Genomic DNA, 15325 nt, shown 5'->3' with positions numbered 1-15325 from the left:
CCCCCTTAGACGCGTTGCAGGGCTCTGAGCAGGCCTGATGGGCGTCCGCCGAGTCCTTCGGCTTCGAAGACGGCGACGCCGACGCGAGGGAGGTCGCGGGCCGCGGGGTAGGCGAGGTAGCGCGGGACCCAGCGCGGCTGGAACTTCGCGTTGAAGCGGTAGAGGGTCTCGATCTGGATCCAGCGTGAGAAGAATCGCAGTGTCCGGGCGGACAGGCGCGCGACGGGGCCGGCGCCGATGCGTTGGCCTTGTTCCAGTACCGCGCGGAAGGCGGCGAAGTTCAAGGAGACGTGCTGGGCGGGCGTCGTCAGAAGCAGCTCGGAGATCATCAGTTCGTTGACGCCGTTGTCGGCGGTCCGGTCGCGGCGCATGACGTCCAGCGACAGGCCTTTCTCACCCCAGGGGACGAACTGGAGGACGCCGCGCACCTGGCCGTCGTGTTCGGCGGTCACGAGGACCGAGCCCGGGTCGCCCATGCGGCCGAGCGCCATCGAGAAGCCGCGTTCCGTATCCGTGCCGCGCCAGGTGGCGGCGAGGGCGCGGAGTTCGTCGAGTTCCGCGGCCGGTAGGTCTTCGGCCTTTCGGATGCGCGCGGTGTAGCCGGCGCGCTTCGTGCGTGAGACGGCTTGGCGGACTCCGCGCATGACGCGCCCTTCGAGCGTGAAGGTGTCGGTGTCGACGACGGCCTCGTCGCCGATCTCCAGCACTTCGAGGCCGAAGCGGGCCCAGACGGTCGCGCCCAATTCCGAGCAGCCCATGGTCGCCGGGGTCCACGCGTACCGCCGGCAGACGTCCAGGTACTCCTCGATCGCGCCGGGCCACGCTTCCGGGTCACCGAGCGGGTCCGCCGAGCACAGTGCGACCCCGGCGATCACCCGATAGGTCACCGCGGCCTTCCCCGACTTCGAGAAGACCACGAACTTGTCCCGGCGTAGCGCGAAGTACCCGAGCGAGTCCCGCTCCCCCAGCAGACCCCTGAGCCGCTCGACCTCCTCGTCGGTCAGCTCCGGCGCGGGTTCGGCCGAGCGGAGCAGGAAGTACGCCGCCAGCAGCACCGCGCCGATCCCGAACAGCAGGCCGACCGCGGCCGACAGGTCTTCCAGCCACAGCGCGGGGAACGTCACCGGGCCGCTCACGCCGACCAGGGCCAGCGTCGACTGCGCCAGGCGGTCGCCGACACCCGCGTCGACAGGCGCGGCCGACAGCAGCGCGAAGTTGATCGCGACCCCGGCCACCGTCAGTTGCAGGAAGACCCGGATCGCGCGCCACCGGCCGGTCACCGGATCGGGGAGCGCGATGAAGTACCGCCGCGTCCCGATCAGGGCGATCAGCAGCGCGAGCGACACGAGACCCGCGCCGAGGGTGTGCCGAAGTCCGAGGTGCGACACCGTGAGCAGCGCGGCCGCGGCGACCGCCAATTGCCAGGCCCGGCGCTTCCGTAGTTTGAGGCCGGTGGCGAGCAGCATCAGCAGCACGCCGGTCACCAGCGCGACCGTCGCCGCGCCGACCGTGGCCTCGTGCGGCAGTTCCAGCCAGGTGGCGACGTGCCCGCGCAGGGTGCGCCGCCCGGCCGGGACCAGCACCGAGACCAGTGCCAGCAGCCCGGCCAGCCGCGTCACCCAGGTGATCACCGCCACCGAGGTGGCGCCCGCCACCCGCCAAGCACCCGCCAAGTTCCGCCCCTGTCAGCTCCCTGCCAGCTCTACGAACGGTACAAGGGCGTCGGGGTTCAGCAGGGCATCCCGGCTGACGGCGCGGTCAGGTGAGACCCCCGAAAGGATCTTCTTGACCGGGACCTCGCACTTCTTGCCGTTGAGCGTGCGGGGCACCTCGCTCACCTGGACGAACCGGTCGGGCACATGCCGCGGCGAGAGGGCTCCGCGCAGTTCCTTGCGCAGCGCGGGTTCGACCTCGTCGAGCGACGCGCCTTCGGTCAGCACGAGGAAGCACAGCAGCTGCCCGTCCTCGTTGCCCGCCGCCGAAGTGTCGATCACGAGCGAGTCCGCGACCTGGTCGAACGATTCGACGACGCGGTAGAACTCGGCCGTGCCCATCCGGACGCCGCCGCGATTGAGCGTCGAATCGCTGCGCCCGTAGATGACGGCGGAGCCGCGGCCGGTGATCCGGATCCAGTCGCCGTGCCGCCAGATCCCCGGGTACATCTCGAAATACGCCTCGCGCAGCCGCGAGCCGTCCGGGTCGTTCCAGAAGAACACCGGCATCGACGGCATCGGCTCGGTGATCACCAGTTCGCCGACCGTCTCCACCACCGGCTTGCCGTCCTCGTCGAAGGCGGCGACGGCGGCGCCGAGCGCGCGGACCGAGAGTTCGCCCAGCCAGACCGGGACGTCCGGGGCCGACGCGACGAACGCCGCGCACAGATCCGTGCCGCCGGACACCGAGCAGATCTGGACGCGTTTGCCCACCTCGTCGACGATCCACCGGAAACCCTCGACGCTCAGCGGCGCGCCGGTGGATCCCAAGGCGCGCAACGCCGTCAGGTCGAACCGCTCGGCCGGTTTGATCCCGGCCTTCAGGCAGCTCTGGATGTACGGCGCCGACGTGCCGAAGTACGTCACGCGGTGCTGCTCGGCCAGATGCCACAGCACGTTGAGGTCCGGGCTGCCGGGGCTGCCGTCGAAGAGCACGATCGTGGTGCCGGTCAGCAGGCCGGAGATGAGGAAGTTCCACATCATCCAGCCGGTGGTGGTGAACCAGAAGAACCGATCGCCCGGGCCGAGATCGCTTTGCAGGGCAAGGGCTTTGAGGTGTTCGAGGGTGATCCCGCCGTGCCCGTGGACGATGCCCTTCGGCAGGCCGGTGGTCCCCGAGGAGTACAGGACCCACAGCGGGTGCGCGAAGTCGACGGGCTCGAAGGCCAGCTCCGCGCCTTCGTTGTCGGCGAGCAGTTCGTCCCAGTCGAGGGTGCCGTCGAGGCGGCCGCCGGCGTAGTCGACGAGCACGGTCGCTTCGAGCGTGGGGATCTCGTCGCGCAACGAGTTCACCGTCGACCGACTGTCGAACCACCGTCCATTGTAGACATATCCGTTGACCGCGATGAGCACCTTCGGCTCGATCTGCGCGAACCGGTCGGTGATCGCGCGGACACCGAAGTCCGGCGAGCACGACGACCAGATGGCACCGAGGCTCGCGGTGGCGAGGAAGGCGATCAGCGTCTGCGGGCAGTTCGGCGCCAGCGCGACGACCCTGTCCCCTTTGGACACTCCGAGCTCGCGCAGCCCCTGCCGCGCGGCGGCGACGGCGGAGCGCAACGCGCCGTATGTCAGCTGCGACGAGAGGCCGTCCTCGCGGTGGAAGATCACGGCGATCTCGTCGTCGGCCTTCGCGGCGCCCGCGACGCCGGGCATGAGCGAGTGCTCGGCGTAGTTCAGCGTGCCGCCCACGAACCACTGGGCGTTCGGCATTTCCCCGGTGAGCACCTCACCGGGCTGCTCGTGCCAGCGCACGCCGAGGAACTCGGCGACGGCGGACCAGAACTCCGGCCCCCGCCGCGCGGAGAACTCCCACAACGCGTTGTAGTCGTCGACCTCCACGCCGCGTTCGGTGCGCAGCCACTGGCGGAACGCGTCGATCTTGGTGTCGGGCAGGCGGCTCGGCTCGGGGCGCCAGAGCACTTCCGGGGCGTCGGCGGTGTGAGTCACCCCGCGATGTTAACCCTCGTTAACCTGCTTGGCGAGCCCCCGTGAACAGCTCGTACGCCATCGACTTCAGCCGTGACGCGTCGAGCGGGGTGACGGTCAGCCACCCTCGGTCGCGCCGGAGCCCGTAGCGGCCGTCGGGGGTGTCGACCCAGGTCAACGTACCCTCTCCGCGCACCCAGCGGCCCTCCCAAGACTTCCTGACCGCGCCGAGCCGCCCGCTGCCGATCCGCTGCGTCGCGATCCGCACCATGACGATGATCTCGGGTTCCCGCAGCCCGGCGTCGCGCAGGACGTCGGAGAACGCCGGCTGCCCGCCGCGTTCCCCCGCCTCGCACGCGGCCGTGTAGTCGTCGACGCGCAGGTTGACCGACAGGCCCCGCCCCTGCTCGCACGGCGGCAAGGCCTGCAGCAGCGTCGCGGCGACGAGCGGTTCCCGCAGGGCCGCCAACTCGACGCCGGTGCCCGAAACGCCGATCGCGACCGCGCCGCGATCGGCTACGCAGCCGACCGCCCGGTACGCCGGATCCCCGTCGAGCCGCAGGTCGAGCGTGAGTTCGCTGTTCGCGACGGTGTGCAGCAGCCGGACCAGTTCGGGCGCTGGGGCGTCCACCGTGCCGAGGCCGCGTTCCGACAGCGTCGCGCTCGCCGTGGCCACCAGCTCCGCGCGGAACTCCGGTGTCCGCCCGACGTGCGGGACCTCCAGCACGGCGGGCAGTTCGTCGCGTCCGTGCGCCGACCAGAGCAGGAACAGCTCGCCGACGTGCAGCCGGATCCAGTCCATCAACGACCGCTCCTCGGGTCCTCGCCGATGACCGGCGGTGTGACGTGCCCGCTGAGGCCCCATACGTCGGAATCCTCGACGAGGTAGTCCGGCGCCTTGTGCGCTTCTTCGCCCTGCCGCCCTTGCGAAGGCGCCATCCCCATCGGCATGCCGCCGAAGCCGCCCATGCCCGCGGCCGCGGCGCGGGTCCCGGCCGGCTGGCCGGGCTGCCCCGACGGCCCGAAACCACCGGCACCGGCGCCGGACCGGCCGCCTTGCCCGAGCTGTTCCTGGGTTCCTCCGACGGTGCCGGGCGGCGGTGGCACGTAGGCGCCGCTGCCCGCGCCCGGCGCGCGCGGCGCCTCGACCGGCTCCCGCACCTGGATCGGGGCCGCGTCGTCGACGCCGCTGCTGTGTGTCGAGTCGTCCGGCGGCGGGACCGGCTCCGGCTTCGGTTCTTCGGGTTTCGGCTTCGGTTCTTCGGGCGTCTCAAGGATCTTCGGCTGTTTGCCGTACGACGTGAAGCTCGGAACGTTCTCGTAGACCTCGCCGGAGCTGAACTGCATCCGCTTCATCACGTCGGCGGCCTGACGGTGCAGATCCTGCGAGCTCTCGTCGGTGGGTTCGGCGACGATCCGCCCGGCTTCGGCGAACTCGGATCCCGACGGCGCCGAGGCCGACATGGCCTGCGTCGAATCGGAGACCGGGATCGGACGCCGCTTCGGCGGCTCCGGCAGCTTGGGTCGCGGCGCGTGTCCCGGCGGCTCGGGCATCGTGCGGCGCGCGGTTTCGGCGATGTCCGCCTGGCGGCGCACGCAGTTCGCGACGTTCTCCGCCCGCCAGCCCGTCTCGCCCGCCCAGTCGACGAGCTTGACCGCGGCGTCGCGGGCCCTGTCCGCGCCCTCGCCCGTCCAGCCGTCGGCGGTGGCCGCGAGGGCCGCCCTGAGCTCGGAACCGACCCGGTCGAGGAAGGCGCTGATCTTCGTCCACTGCGCGGCGACGGCTTCCGCGCTCGCGAGATCCAGCTCGTTGTGGACCATCGCGTAGAGCTCTCGATGCGAATAACTCATCCAGTCGATGTCGGCGATGAGGCTTTCGGGGCCCGGTTGTGGTTCGGGCTCCCGCGGCGGCCACGGCATGGGCAGGATGCGCATCAGTGCTCGTCCTTCCGCTCGTGGCCGACGATGTCCTCCATGTCGAACCGGCGGGCGACCCGTTCGAGCTGCTCCTGGCCCTCCTCGTCCGCGGCGACGTACATCTTCCGCGCCGCCATCACGGTGAGCTGGAAATCCTTGAGGACCTTCGCGAAATCCTTGAGCACGGGCACGGCCGCTTCGGTCCCCTTGTTCGCGGCGCCCTGGAAGCGATCGCTCATGGTGTGCCCGACGACGTTGTCGCCCAGTTTCAGCGGCGCGTTGAACTCCGTCGAGTCCTTGATCAGCGCGTTGAGCTCCTGGCGCGCCTTGAGCAGGGCGTCGACGAGCTTCTTGGCGGCGTCCTCGGAGACCTTGACGGCCCCCTTCTTGGCATCGGTCTTGGAGTCCCGGATCTGACCCGCCACCGGAGCCAGCGCCGGAGCCGAAGCTCCGAACGCGGCTTGTGGCGTCACGGGCACCTTGGGTGACTGTGCCATTCGACCCTCCCCTGTCACATCTTGAGGGGAATGCTAGCGCGAACGGCGTCAGCGCAGGTGGGCGTCGAACCAATTCAACGTGCGCTGCCAGGCCTCCGCGGCCGCGTCCGGGTCGGCGTCGAAGCGGTGATTGGCGCCCGGGTAGTGGACGACGTTCGTCGCGACGTTCGCCGTCGCCGCCGCGTCACGCAGCTGCTCGACCTCGGCGCCTCCGGCCTCGTCGCCGGCGTCGCCGTACATGCCGAGCCACGGGCTGGTGAGCCGTCCTGCGATTTCGACGAGGACCGGCAGCCCGGTGACCCCCTGCCCGCCGACGCTGACCGCCGCGCCCAGCCTGCGGTTGGACGCCACGACCAGCGCGGCCGTGCCCCCGAGGTCGAAACCGACGACACCGACGAGATCCGCTTGGACACCGCGCTCCGCAAGCCAGGAGAGCGTCGCGTCGGTGGCTTCGAGCAGGTCCTGCTGCGTGAGGTTGTCCCGGTCGAGATGCGGTGTGACGGTGAGCCAGCCTTCGCCGGCGAGACCGGCCAGGAGCAGGCCCAAACCCTCTTCGACCTCTTCGGCCTCCTCGTGCAGCACCACGAGTCCGCCGCGGACGACACCATCCGGTTCGGCGAAGGTCAGGCGCAGCGTGTGGCCGTCGGCGTGCTGATGTTCCACGGTGGTCGTCAGGGTCATTCCTCCATCAGACCACTCTTAGGTAAATATTCGGAGCTTGCGCTCGCGCGGGAGGATACGGTGTCGGAGCCGTCCCCCAGACGTAGGAGCGCCGAAGATGTCACCTGTTTCGCCGCGTGCGGATCTCGAATCGTTGCCGAAGTACGTCCCTGGCCGGACAATCCAGGGCGCGATCAAGCTGGCGAGCAACGAGGTCCCCGGTGGCCCGCTGCCGAGTGTGGCGCAGGCCATAGCCGAGACGGCGCAGGGCATCAACCGGTACCCGGACATCACGGCTTCCGCGCTCGTCGAGCGGCTGGCCCGCGAGCTGAACGAGTCCGTCGACCGGATCGCCATCGGCTGCGGTTCGGTTTCCCTTTGCCAGCAGATGATCCAGGCTCTGTGCGGCCCGGGCGACGAGGTCGTCTTCCCGTGGCGCTCGTTCGAGGCGTACCCGATCGTCACGCAGGTGGCGAACGCCGTGAGCGTGAAGGTGCCACTCACGGCCGGGCACGGGCTGGACCTCGACGCGATGCTCGCCGCGATCACGCCGAAGACGCGGCTGGTCTTCGTGTGCAACCCCAACAACCCGACCGGAACGGTCCTGCGGCGCGCGGAACTCGAGCGCTTCCTCGACGCCGTCCCCTCGGGCGTCCTCGTCGTGCTCGACGAGGCGTACAAGGAGTTCGTGACCGACGCCGAGGTGCCGGACGGCGTCGAACTCGCGCGCGGCAGGGACAACGTCGCGGTGCTTCGGACGTTCTCGAAGGCGTATGGCCTCGCCGGCCTTCGCGTGGGCTACGCGGTGGCCCCGGAAGCGATCACCGTCGCGCTGAAGCAGGTCTACGTCGCGTTCTCGGTGAACATGATCGCCCAGGCGGCGGCCATCGCCTCGCTCGACGCGGCCGACGAACTGCTGGAACGCTGCAAGGAGATCGTCTCGGAACGCACCCGGGTCCGGGATGCGTTGGTGGCCAAGGGTTACGAGGTGCCGGAGACGCAGGCGAACTTCGTCTGGCTGCCGCTGGGCGAGCGGACGACCGAGTTCGCGGAGCACGCCCTGGAGCGGAAGCTGATCGTGCGCCCCTTCGCGGGCGAAGGCGCGCGAGTGACCATCGGGACGCCGGAGGAGAACGACCTCTTCCTCGAAGCGGCCGGGGACTTCCCGCGCTGACAAGGGGTTTCGCCGCGGCCCGCACTTCGTGGACGGAGTGCGGGCCGTTCTCTTCTCGCGTGCCATGAAAGGTCCTTTCCTTGCAAAATTTGCAAGGAAAGGACCTTTCATGGCGTTCGCCGGGGGGGGTGTCGGTCGGGGTGCGGGCCGTTCTTACTTCAGGAGTAGCTGCACCATCGCGGCGACGCCGACCACGACGATCACGCCGCGCAGCACCTTCGGCGAGAGCTTGCGGCCGATCTTCGCGCCGAGCTGTCCGCCGATCGTCGACCCGACCGCGAGCAGCGCGACCACGGGCCAGCTGACCGGCGCGATGAAGGCGTAGATCGTGCCCGCGACGATGTTCACGACGGCGGACAGGGCGTTCTTGACGCCGTTGAGGCGCTGCAGCGACTCCGACATCAGCATCCCCATGACGGCCACCATCATCACGCCCTGCGCGGCCGTGAAGTATCCGCCGTAGATACCGATCAGGAAGATCAGGAACAACAGGAGCGGCCCGATCTTGTGGACCTTCCCGTTCTCCTCGCGGCGCTTCGCGACCCAGGCGGCCACGCGCGGCTGGACGATCACGAGCACCACCGCGAGCCCGACCAGCGCGGGTACGACGGTCTCGAAGGCGTCCTTCGGCAACGAGAGCAACAGGATCGTCCCGCAGATCGCGCCGAAGAACGACGCCACCGCGAGTTTGACGACCTCGGGCCAGTAGCCCTTGAGCTCCTGCCGGTAGCCGATCGCCCCGCTGACCGTGCCGGGGGCGAGGCCGATCGCGTTGGACGTCGTCGCCGTCAGCGGCGAGTAGCCGAGCGCGACCAGGACCGGGAACGTCACGAGCGTGCCCGAACCGACGACCGTGTTGATGGTGCCCGCCCAGAGCCCCGCGATGAAGATCACGACCGCGTGCCACCACGTCATAAAGCACTCACGTCCGCACCCTAAGCACCGTTACCTCCTTTCGCGCTCCGGATGTGTCTAGTCGAACATTCAACGAGCCCGTTATGTCCCGTTCGGCGCGGAGAACACGCAGAACTCGTTGCCTTCCGGATCCTCGAGGATGTCCCAGTCGATCTCGCCGTCCCTGGCCCGGACGAGCCGCGCGCCGGCGGCGACCAGCTCGGCCGTCGAGCCGAAGACGTCGATGTGCATGCGGTTCTTCACGGTCTTCGCCTCGGGCACCGGGTTGACCCAGATCAGCGGGCCACGACCGGCCGGATCCTCGATCGCGACCGGCCACTCCACCGGCCGCTCGTCCCGGTGGCGGCGGACGTAGTCCATCGCGGCGCACCACCAGTCCGCGAGGGCCTGATGATCGCTCGCGTCGAGACAGATGTCCTTGAACACCGCCGCCATGTCAGTTCTCCTCCGGCAGATGGGCCGCGGTGATCTCCGTGGCGACCGTCCAGCCGAGTGTCAGGTACAACGCGCGCCCCTCCTCCGTCGCGACCAGGACCGCCCGCTCCGCCCCGGCGGCGACCGCCACCTCGTCGAGCCTGCGCATCACGAACCGGCCCAGCCCTCGCCGCTGGTGCTCGGGCTCCGTCACGACCTGATCGATCACCGCCGTGCCACCGGCGATGGCGACCCGGCCGGTGGCCGCGCGCGAACCGTCGGGGGCGCGCACCACGACGTCGGTGACGACGCCGTCGCCGACCAGCTCCGCCCGGTACGGCTCGGGCGCGGCCATGACGGGACGGAGCGCGATCGGCGCGCTCATCAGGTATTCCGGCGGGCCCACCTGCCACTCCGGCGGCACCGTCTTCGCCACTTCCTCACGGGAACCGCTCACCTTCAACCATGTTCCGGGCTCGGTCAGCGAACGCGCCCGGCTCGCGACCGATCCGGTGTCCGCCAGCACGTACCGCACGCGATGCCCCGGACGCCCGACGTCGAGCCGGTAACCGTCCGGCTCGGCGACGGGGACCCCGACGCCGCGGGAGAGCGCCCAGCCGTGCACCCATGCCTTGATCAGCCCTGCCACCCCAGTCATCGGCACAGGATGACATCCCGCACCGACAATTCCGGACGTCCCGCCGGGCCTGCGAGGATGGGGCCGTGGCCGACGACGAGCGCGAACAGGTGTGGAGTGCGACCGTCGATCATCTGCGCACGATGATCGACTCGGGCAGGCTCCCCGCCGGGTCGAGACTGCCCGCCGAACGGGCGCTCTGCGAGCAGCTCGGGATCAGCCGCGGTTCGCTGCGGCAGGCGTTGCGGGTGCTGGACTCCATCGGTTACGTGCAGGTGCGGCCGGGTTCGGGCACCTACGTCCGCGAGAACCTCGGCGAACAGCCGCTGCGCGGGTGGTTCTCCGAACACGAGCAACTGGTCGAGAAGCTCTTCGACCTGCGGACCACCGTCGAGCCGACGCTGGCCGAGCGGCTCGCGCTCGAGCACACGCCGCGGGTGCTCGCCCGGCTGGAAAGCACCGTCGACGAGATGGACGAGGCCGCCGCCGACGGCGACATGCTGCGCGTGATCGCGGCCGACGCCGAATTCCACCGGGTGATCGCGGGCAACGCCGGCAACGACGACGTCACCGATCTGCTGCGTTCGGTGCTCTCGCTGGTCGGCGAGGAGCGGCGGGCGGCGCTGCGGCTTCCGGGGCAGATCCGCAAGGCCGTCGACGAACATCGCGCGATCCTCGAAGCGATCCGCCGGTCGGACGCGGCGGCCGCGCGGGAGATCACCTTGCGGCATCTGCTCGACGCGAAGACCTACGTCCACGACTACACGACCGGGGATTAACGCTTCCTTGATGGCGCGACCGCCCTCGCGCGAGTATTGTTTTCAGAAGTTTGTGAAACTTCTGACGGGGGTGTGCGGTGGAGAAGGTCCGGTTCACCGAAGAGAAGGCGACGATGCTCGCCACGTTGTACGGCCGGGCGCTCGACGCCCGCGGCGAGCGGCCGATCCTCGGCGACAAGGCCGCCGACGAGGCCGTCAAGCAGATCGACTACGACTTCGCCTCGCTGGGCGTGAACGCCGACATGGGGCTGACCGTCGCGCTGCGCGCCAAGCCGATGGACGACTGGGCCGCGTCGTTCCTCCAGGAGCACCCGGACGCGACCGTCGTCCAGCTCGGCTGCGGGATGGACAGCCGCGTGTACCGCGTCGACCCGCCGCCCACGGTGCGGTGGTTCGACGTCGACTACCCCGAGGTCGTCGACCTGCGCGCCCGGATCTATCCCGAACGGGACGGCTACCGGACCATCGGCTCGTCGGTGACGGACTTCGGCTGGATCGACGAGATCCCGTCGGACAAACCCGGTCTGGTGATCGCGGAGGGGCTGACGATGTACCTGCGGCAGTCCGAAGGCGAGGAATTGCTGCGGCGGCTGATCGCGCATTTCCCGCAGGGCGGCGAAATGGTCTTCGACATCTTCAGCAGGCTGGGGATCAAACTGCAGAAGCTGAATCCCGTTGTCCGCAAAGCCAACGCGACGCTGTACTGGGGCATCGACGAGATCTCCGAATTGGAGCGGCTCGGGCTGACGCTGGTGTCGAAACTCGACTCGACGGATTACGCGACGCCTGAGGTGAAGGATCGGCTTTCCGGGTCGATGCGGGCGCAGCTGTGGTTCGCGGGGCTGTTCCCGGCGTTCAAGAAGATGGGGCGGATCCTGCGGATGCGGTTCTGAGGCGCGGTAGAACGCATTTAGTCCTCTGAATGCGTTCTACCGCAGGCCCCTCAGCGTGACTCGAGTACCCGCTCCACGAACCGGTGCAGCTTGTCCTCCAGCCGGACGACGCGTTCTTCGAGCGACAGCGTTTCCGCCGGCTGCGGCACGTCCGACTTCAACTCGCCGCGGATGTACTGGCTGCACGCCAGATTCGCGCACGCGTAGATGCCGAGCGTGTTGCCCTCGCGCCCGAGCTTCCCGGCGCGGCGGCCGGAGAACAGCGCGATGTCGGACAGCGGATGTGTCGTCGTGCACAGGCCGCACATGTTGCTCAGCAGCACACGGCCCTTCGGCCGGGGCGCGGCGCGCAGGGAAAGCCCGACGGTCTCCCCGCGGTACGGCAGCACGAGATACGCCCGCGCGGCGGCCTTCGGATCGCGCCAGCCGAGGAATTCCCTTTTCTCCCAAGGGATCTCTTCGGGCCGGGCGGGCAGCGTGACCCCCTTGGCCTCGCCTCGGGTGCAGTTCACGAAGGACGCTCTGATCTCGTCCTGGCCCAACGGTTCCATGCCCGCACGGTAACCACCGCGCCCGGGAACCGGCGAACCGTTTTCCGCCGGAGGTCATACGATCACCGGGTGCGCGCGAAGACGATGTCGAGCCGGTTCCGGCTGGTGCTCAGGACCAGTCTCGGCTTCGCCGCGCTCGGCGTCGGATCCAGTGTGTGCGGCGCCGGTGTCGTGGCGTTGCTGCTGCTCCTGCAGGGCCTTCCGAGCGAGGTCGGCGATCGCGGCTGGATCCTTGGCGTCACCGCAGCCGGGATCGTGGCGCTGTCGCTGATCGTCGGCACCGTGTGGACGGCCTGGCTGCAGCGGCGCACGGCGGTCTGGTTCGTCTTCGGCCGCCCGCCGACGAAGGCCGAGGCCGAGCGGGCGCTCCGGCTCCCGGTCGACATGGGGATCGTGAGCGGCACGCTCTGGCTGATCGGCACGATCGTGCTCGGTTCACTCGCGCGGGTGCTCGGGTCCTGGATGGACGCGCTCGGCATGGCGCTGGTCATCGGGCTCGGCGGGCTGACGACGGTCGGCCTCACCTATCTCGCCGCGGAATGGGTCGCCCGGCCGGTGATGACGATCGCGCTCAAGGTGACGCCGCCGAAGGGGACGCTCAAGGTCACCGTGCTGACCAGGGTGGTCGTCACCTGGTCGCTGGCGAGCGGGGTCCCGTTCCTCGGCGTGCTGCTGGTGGCCACGCCGCCGGATCTCGGCCAGGGCGACCACGTCGCGAGCCTGATCATGCTTTCGGTGATCGGGCTGGGCGTCGGCGCGATCGGGACGGGCCTGCTGGCGAAGGCCGTCGCGACTCCGCTGCACCGCCTGCGGATAGCGCTCGACGAGATCGCCCGCGGCAACAAGGAGGTCGTGGTCGAGGTCGACGACTCCAGCGAGATCGGCCTGCTGCAGACGTCGGTCAACGACCTCGCCGCCGGGCTGCGCGAGCAGGAACGGATGCGGGACCTCTTCGGCAGGCACGTCGGGGACGAGGTCGCGCGGCACGCGCTCGAGTACGGCGCCTCCCTTTCGGGTGACGTGCGCGAGGTGACGGCGCTGTTCGTGGACGTCGTCGATTCGACGGCCCTGGCGAGCCGCACCCCGCCCGAAGACCTGGTGAAGATGCTCAACCGGTTCTTCACCAGCGTGGTGCACGCGGTCGGGGCGCGGGGCGGGCTGGTCAACAAGTTCCAGGGTGACGCCGCGCTCTGCGTCTTCGGCGCCCCGACCCGCCTCGCGGACGCGCCGACGGCCGCGCTTTCGGCCGCGCGGGCGATCCGGGACGCGGTCCAGGAGACCGGCGAGCTCGACCTCGGCATCGGCGTCGCGAGCGGCCGGGTCTTCGCCGGTCAGCTGGGCACCAGCAGCCGGTTCGAGTACACCGTCATCGGCGATGCGGTGAACGAGGCCGCGCGCCTGACCGAGTACGCGAAAGCCGCCGACGGCCGGATCCTGGCGAGCGAAGCGGTGCTCAAAGCGGCCTTGGAGAGCGAGCGCTCGCACTGGGAGCCGTACGCGGAACTGGAGCTTCGCGGGCGTCAGGAACCGACGCACGCCTGGGCGGCGCTCAGCCCGGAATGACGTCCGGCCAGCGCAGCAACGTCGAACCCCAGGTCAGCCCGGCCCCGAACGCCCCCATCACGACGCGGTGCCCCGGCTGGAGCGCGCCTTCCTTGGCCGCGTCGGCCAGCGCGATCGGGATGGACGCCGCGCTCGTGTTGCCCACCTTCTCGATGTTCGAGTACATCACGTCCTCCGCGAGCCCGAGCTGCTTCGCGCAGGTCTGCAGGATGCGGATGTTCGCCTGGTGCCCGATGAACCGGTCGATGTCGCCGACCGCCCAGCCCGCGGCGCCGACCACCGCGCGCGCCGATTCGGCCATGCGCGCGCAGGCGTGCCGGAAGACGGTCTGGCCCTGCATCACCAGATAGTGGTCACGCGGGTCGTCCGAGCGGCGGTTCTTCGCGCCACCGGCCTCGACCCAGAGCAGTTCCGCCAGTTCGCCTTCGCTGTGCAGGTCGAACGGGCCGAGCGCGCCGAGTTCGTCCGGGTCGCCCGCGCGCAGCAGGACGGCGCCCGCGCCGTCGCCGAAGATCGGCACCGTGCCGCGGTCTTCGGGGTCGACGAGCGAGGTGAAGACGTCGGCGCCGATCACCAGCACCCGCCGCGCGACACCGGCGGCGATCAGCCCGGCGCCGGTGGCGAGCCCGTAGACGAACCCGCTGCACACGGCGTTGACGTCGAAGGCGGCGACACCGTTCAGCCCGAGCTTCGTCGCGACCTGCGGCGCGCTGGCCGGGCACAGCTGGTCGGCGGTCGACGTCGCCAGCACGACCGCGTCCGCCTCGGTCTCCCCCGCCGAGGTCAGCGCTCGTCGCCCCGCCTCGACGGCGAGATCCACAGTGGACGTCCCGGGATCGACGACCCGGCGCTCGGCGATGCCGGTCCGCGAGCGGATCCACTCATCGGAGGTGTCCAGCCGCTGGGCGATCTCCTCGTTGCCCACCACGCGCGGAGGCAGCCAAGAGCCGAGACCGGCGAGAACGGCCACCTGAGATGAGGGCACCAAGAAATCCTTTCGCGGGGGAAATGAGAGGTCTGCCATTCACTTGTAAGCGCTACCATTCAGTAGACCCGTCAGTTGTGTTCCGGGTCACAATTCAAAGAATTCTCACCTTCGCCCCGGGCGTGACCGACGCCGCGCGAGGGCGCGATCAAAGAACAGGCGCCGGGGAGAGCCGTCCGGTTAGCCTGACCTGGTGCACACACCCGACCTCGACCGCCTGGACGTCGCCATCCTCGCCTGCCTGCAGTCCGACGCCCGCACGATCGCCGAGCACATCGGCGCGAAGGTGGGCCTGTCGGCGGCGGCCGTGCAGCGGCGGATCAAGCGGCTGCGCGAGGCCGGGGTGATCGAACGCGAGGTCGCGGTGCTGTCGCCGGCAGCGCTCGGGCTGTCGATGACGTTCGTGGTGATGGTCGAGATGGAGCGGGAGAACCTCGCGGTGCTCGACGGGTTCCGCCGTCAGGTGCTCGCGGACGACAACGTCCAGCAGTGCTACTACGTCACCGGCAACGCCGACTTCGTGCTCGTGGTGACCTGCCGGGACATGGCGGATTTCGAGACGTTCACGCGGCGGATGTTCTTCGACAACCCGAACGTGCGGCACTTCACGACGTCGGTGGCGATGGACCGGGTCAAGACCGGGCTGTCCCTGCCGCTGGAGCCCTGAGGGTCCAAAAAGGACTCCCTGACCTCGTCACC

The 15325-nt window shown here is 69.8% G+C and carries 16 protein-coding genes; 5 read left to right on the top strand and 11 right to left on the bottom strand.

Annotated elements, in window-relative coordinates:
- Positions 1-5: 5 nt before the first annotated feature.
- Genes AMK34_RS18295 through AMK34_RS18270 form a run of 6 tightly spaced genes read right to left on the bottom strand, consistent with a single transcriptional unit; the run spans position 6 to position 6736 of the window.
- Positions 6-1655, bottom strand: a complete 1650-nt coding sequence (locus AMK34_RS18295; RefSeq protein ID WP_073846081.1) for a phosphatidylglycerol lysyltransferase domain-containing protein — start codon at positions 1653-1655, stop codon at positions 6-8.
- Between the two features lie 30 nt (positions 1656-1685).
- Positions 1686-3662 (bottom strand): acetoacetate--CoA ligase, encoded by a 1977-nt coding sequence (locus AMK34_RS18290; protein WP_073846080.1) that lies wholly within the window; start codon positions 3660-3662, stop codon positions 1686-1688.
- Positions 3663-3681: 19 nt separating this feature from the next.
- Positions 3682-4443, bottom strand: coding sequence for an ESX secretion-associated protein EspG (locus AMK34_RS18285; RefSeq protein ID WP_073846079.1), 762 nt, complete (start codon positions 4441-4443; stop codon positions 3682-3684).
- Positions 4443-5576, bottom strand: coding sequence for a PPE domain-containing protein (locus tag AMK34_RS18280; protein ID WP_073846078.1), 1134 nt, complete (start codon positions 5574-5576; stop codon positions 4443-4445). Before AMK34_RS18280 ends, AMK34_RS18285 begins: the two co-directional genes overlap by 1 nt.
- Positions 5576-6055, bottom strand: coding sequence for a hypothetical protein (locus AMK34_RS18275; RefSeq protein ID WP_228694840.1), 480 nt, complete (start codon positions 6053-6055; stop codon positions 5576-5578). Before AMK34_RS18275 ends, AMK34_RS18280 begins: the two co-directional genes overlap by 1 nt.
- A 48-nt stretch (positions 6056-6103) precedes the next feature.
- On the bottom strand, positions 6104-6736 hold the full coding sequence (locus tag AMK34_RS18270; protein ID WP_037333315.1) for a dienelactone hydrolase family protein: 633 nt from the start codon (positions 6734-6736) through the stop codon (positions 6104-6106).
- A gap of 97 nt (positions 6737-6833) precedes the next feature.
- Between AMK34_RS18270 and hisC the strand changes: the two genes are divergently transcribed.
- Positions 6834-7889, top strand: coding sequence for a histidinol-phosphate transaminase (gene hisC, locus AMK34_RS18265; protein ID WP_038507668.1), 1056 nt, complete (start codon positions 6834-6836; stop codon positions 7887-7889).
- A gap of 153 nt (positions 7890-8042) precedes the next feature.
- On the opposite strand, the gene AMK34_RS18260 is transcribed toward hisC, so the two are convergent.
- The 3 genes from AMK34_RS18260 to AMK34_RS18250 form a co-directional block, all read right to left on the bottom strand.
- Complete coding sequence (locus AMK34_RS18260; RefSeq protein WP_038507665.1) at positions 8043-8804, bottom strand: sulfite exporter TauE/SafE family protein; 762 nt, start codon at positions 8802-8804, stop codon at positions 8043-8045.
- 81 nt (positions 8805-8885) lie between these two features.
- The gene (locus tag AMK34_RS18255) at positions 8886-9239 is read right to left on the bottom strand and encodes a VOC family protein (protein WP_073846077.1); all 354 of its coding nucleotides are present in this window, start codon (positions 9237-9239) and stop codon (positions 8886-8888) included.
- Position 9240: 1 nt separating this feature from the next.
- The gene (locus tag AMK34_RS18250) at positions 9241-9867 is read right to left on the bottom strand and encodes a GNAT family N-acetyltransferase (protein WP_073846076.1); all 627 of its coding nucleotides are present in this window, start codon (positions 9865-9867) and stop codon (positions 9241-9243) included.
- 74 nt (positions 9868-9941) lie between these two features.
- Between AMK34_RS18250 and AMK34_RS18245 the strand changes: the two genes are divergently transcribed.
- Together AMK34_RS18245 and AMK34_RS18240 are read left to right on the top strand one after the other, a co-directional pair.
- Positions 9942-10634: a FadR/GntR family transcriptional regulator gene (locus AMK34_RS18245; RefSeq protein ID WP_073846075.1), complete on the top strand. Its 693-nt coding sequence runs from the start codon at positions 9942-9944 to the stop codon at positions 10632-10634.
- Between the two features lie 77 nt (positions 10635-10711).
- Positions 10712-11527 (top strand): class I SAM-dependent methyltransferase, encoded by an 816-nt coding sequence (locus tag AMK34_RS18240; RefSeq protein WP_073846074.1) that lies wholly within the window; start codon positions 10712-10714, stop codon positions 11525-11527.
- A 50-nt stretch (positions 11528-11577) separates the two neighbouring features.
- Here the strand turns inward: AMK34_RS18240 and AMK34_RS18235 are convergent, their stop codons facing one another.
- On the bottom strand, positions 11578-12078 hold the full coding sequence (locus AMK34_RS18235) for an FBP domain-containing protein (RefSeq protein WP_073846073.1): 501 nt from the start codon (positions 12076-12078) through the stop codon (positions 11578-11580).
- 84 nt (positions 12079-12162) lie between these two features.
- Here AMK34_RS18235 and AMK34_RS18230 point away from each other — a divergent pair, with 84 nt between their 5' ends.
- The gene (locus tag AMK34_RS18230; protein ID WP_037336012.1) at positions 12163-13641 is read left to right on the top strand and encodes an adenylate/guanylate cyclase domain-containing protein; all 1479 of its coding nucleotides are present in this window, start codon (positions 12163-12165) and stop codon (positions 13639-13641) included.
- On the opposite strand, the gene AMK34_RS18225 is transcribed toward AMK34_RS18230, so the two are convergent.
- Positions 13628-14665, bottom strand: a complete 1038-nt coding sequence (locus AMK34_RS18225) for a beta-ketoacyl-ACP synthase III (protein ID WP_073846072.1) — start codon at positions 14663-14665, stop codon at positions 13628-13630. The two genes, AMK34_RS18230 and AMK34_RS18225, sit on opposite strands and share 14 nt — an antisense overlap.
- 154 nt (positions 14666-14819) lie before the next feature.
- Between AMK34_RS18225 and AMK34_RS18220 the strand changes: the two genes are divergently transcribed.
- Positions 14820-15293, top strand: coding sequence for an Lrp/AsnC family transcriptional regulator (locus tag AMK34_RS18220; RefSeq protein WP_037333334.1), 474 nt, complete (start codon positions 14820-14822; stop codon positions 15291-15293).
- Positions 15294-15325 lie beyond the last annotated feature (32 nt).

This window comes from Amycolatopsis sp. CB00013 (assembly GCF_001905755.1).
Classification (GTDB): domain Bacteria; phylum Actinomycetota; class Actinomycetes; order Mycobacteriales; family Pseudonocardiaceae; genus Amycolatopsis; species Amycolatopsis japonica.
This window is presented reverse-complemented; position numbering and strand designations above follow the sequence as displayed.

Excerpts from the sequence above, each read along its gene's own strand:
- hisC (WP_038507668.1), top strand. The coding sequence starts at position 6,834 with ATGTCACCTGTTTCGCCGCGTGCGGATCTCGAATCGTTGCCGAAGTAC.
- AMK34_RS18225 (WP_073846072.1), bottom strand. The coding sequence starts at position 14,665 with ATGGCAGACCTCTCATTTCCCCCGCGAAAGGATTTCTTGGTGCCCTCA.
- AMK34_RS18280 (WP_073846078.1), bottom strand. The coding sequence starts at position 5,576 with ATGCGCATCCTGCCCATGCCGTGGCCGCCGCGGGAGCCCGAACCACAA.
- AMK34_RS18270 (WP_037333315.1), bottom strand. The coding sequence starts at position 6,736 with ATGACCCTGACGACCACCGTGGAACATCAGCACGCCGACGGCCACACG.
- AMK34_RS18230 (WP_037336012.1), top strand. The coding sequence starts at position 12,163 with ATGTCGAGCCGGTTCCGGCTGGTGCTCAGGACCAGTCTCGGCTTCGCC.
- AMK34_RS18255 (WP_073846077.1), bottom strand. The coding sequence starts at position 9,239 with ATGGCGGCGGTGTTCAAGGACATCTGTCTCGACGCGAGCGATCATCAG.
- AMK34_RS18285 (WP_073846079.1), bottom strand. The coding sequence starts at position 4,443 with ATGGACTGGATCCGGCTGCACGTCGGCGAGCTGTTCCTGCTCTGGTCG.
- AMK34_RS18275 (WP_228694840.1), bottom strand. The coding sequence starts at position 6,055 with ATGGCACAGTCACCCAAGGTGCCCGTGACGCCACAAGCCGCGTTCGGA.
- AMK34_RS18260 (WP_038507665.1), bottom strand. The coding sequence starts at position 8,804 with ATGACGTGGTGGCACGCGGTCGTGATCTTCATCGCGGGGCTCTGGGCG.
- AMK34_RS18235 (WP_073846073.1), bottom strand. The coding sequence starts at position 12,078 with ATGGAACCGTTGGGCCAGGACGAGATCAGAGCGTCCTTCGTGAACTGC.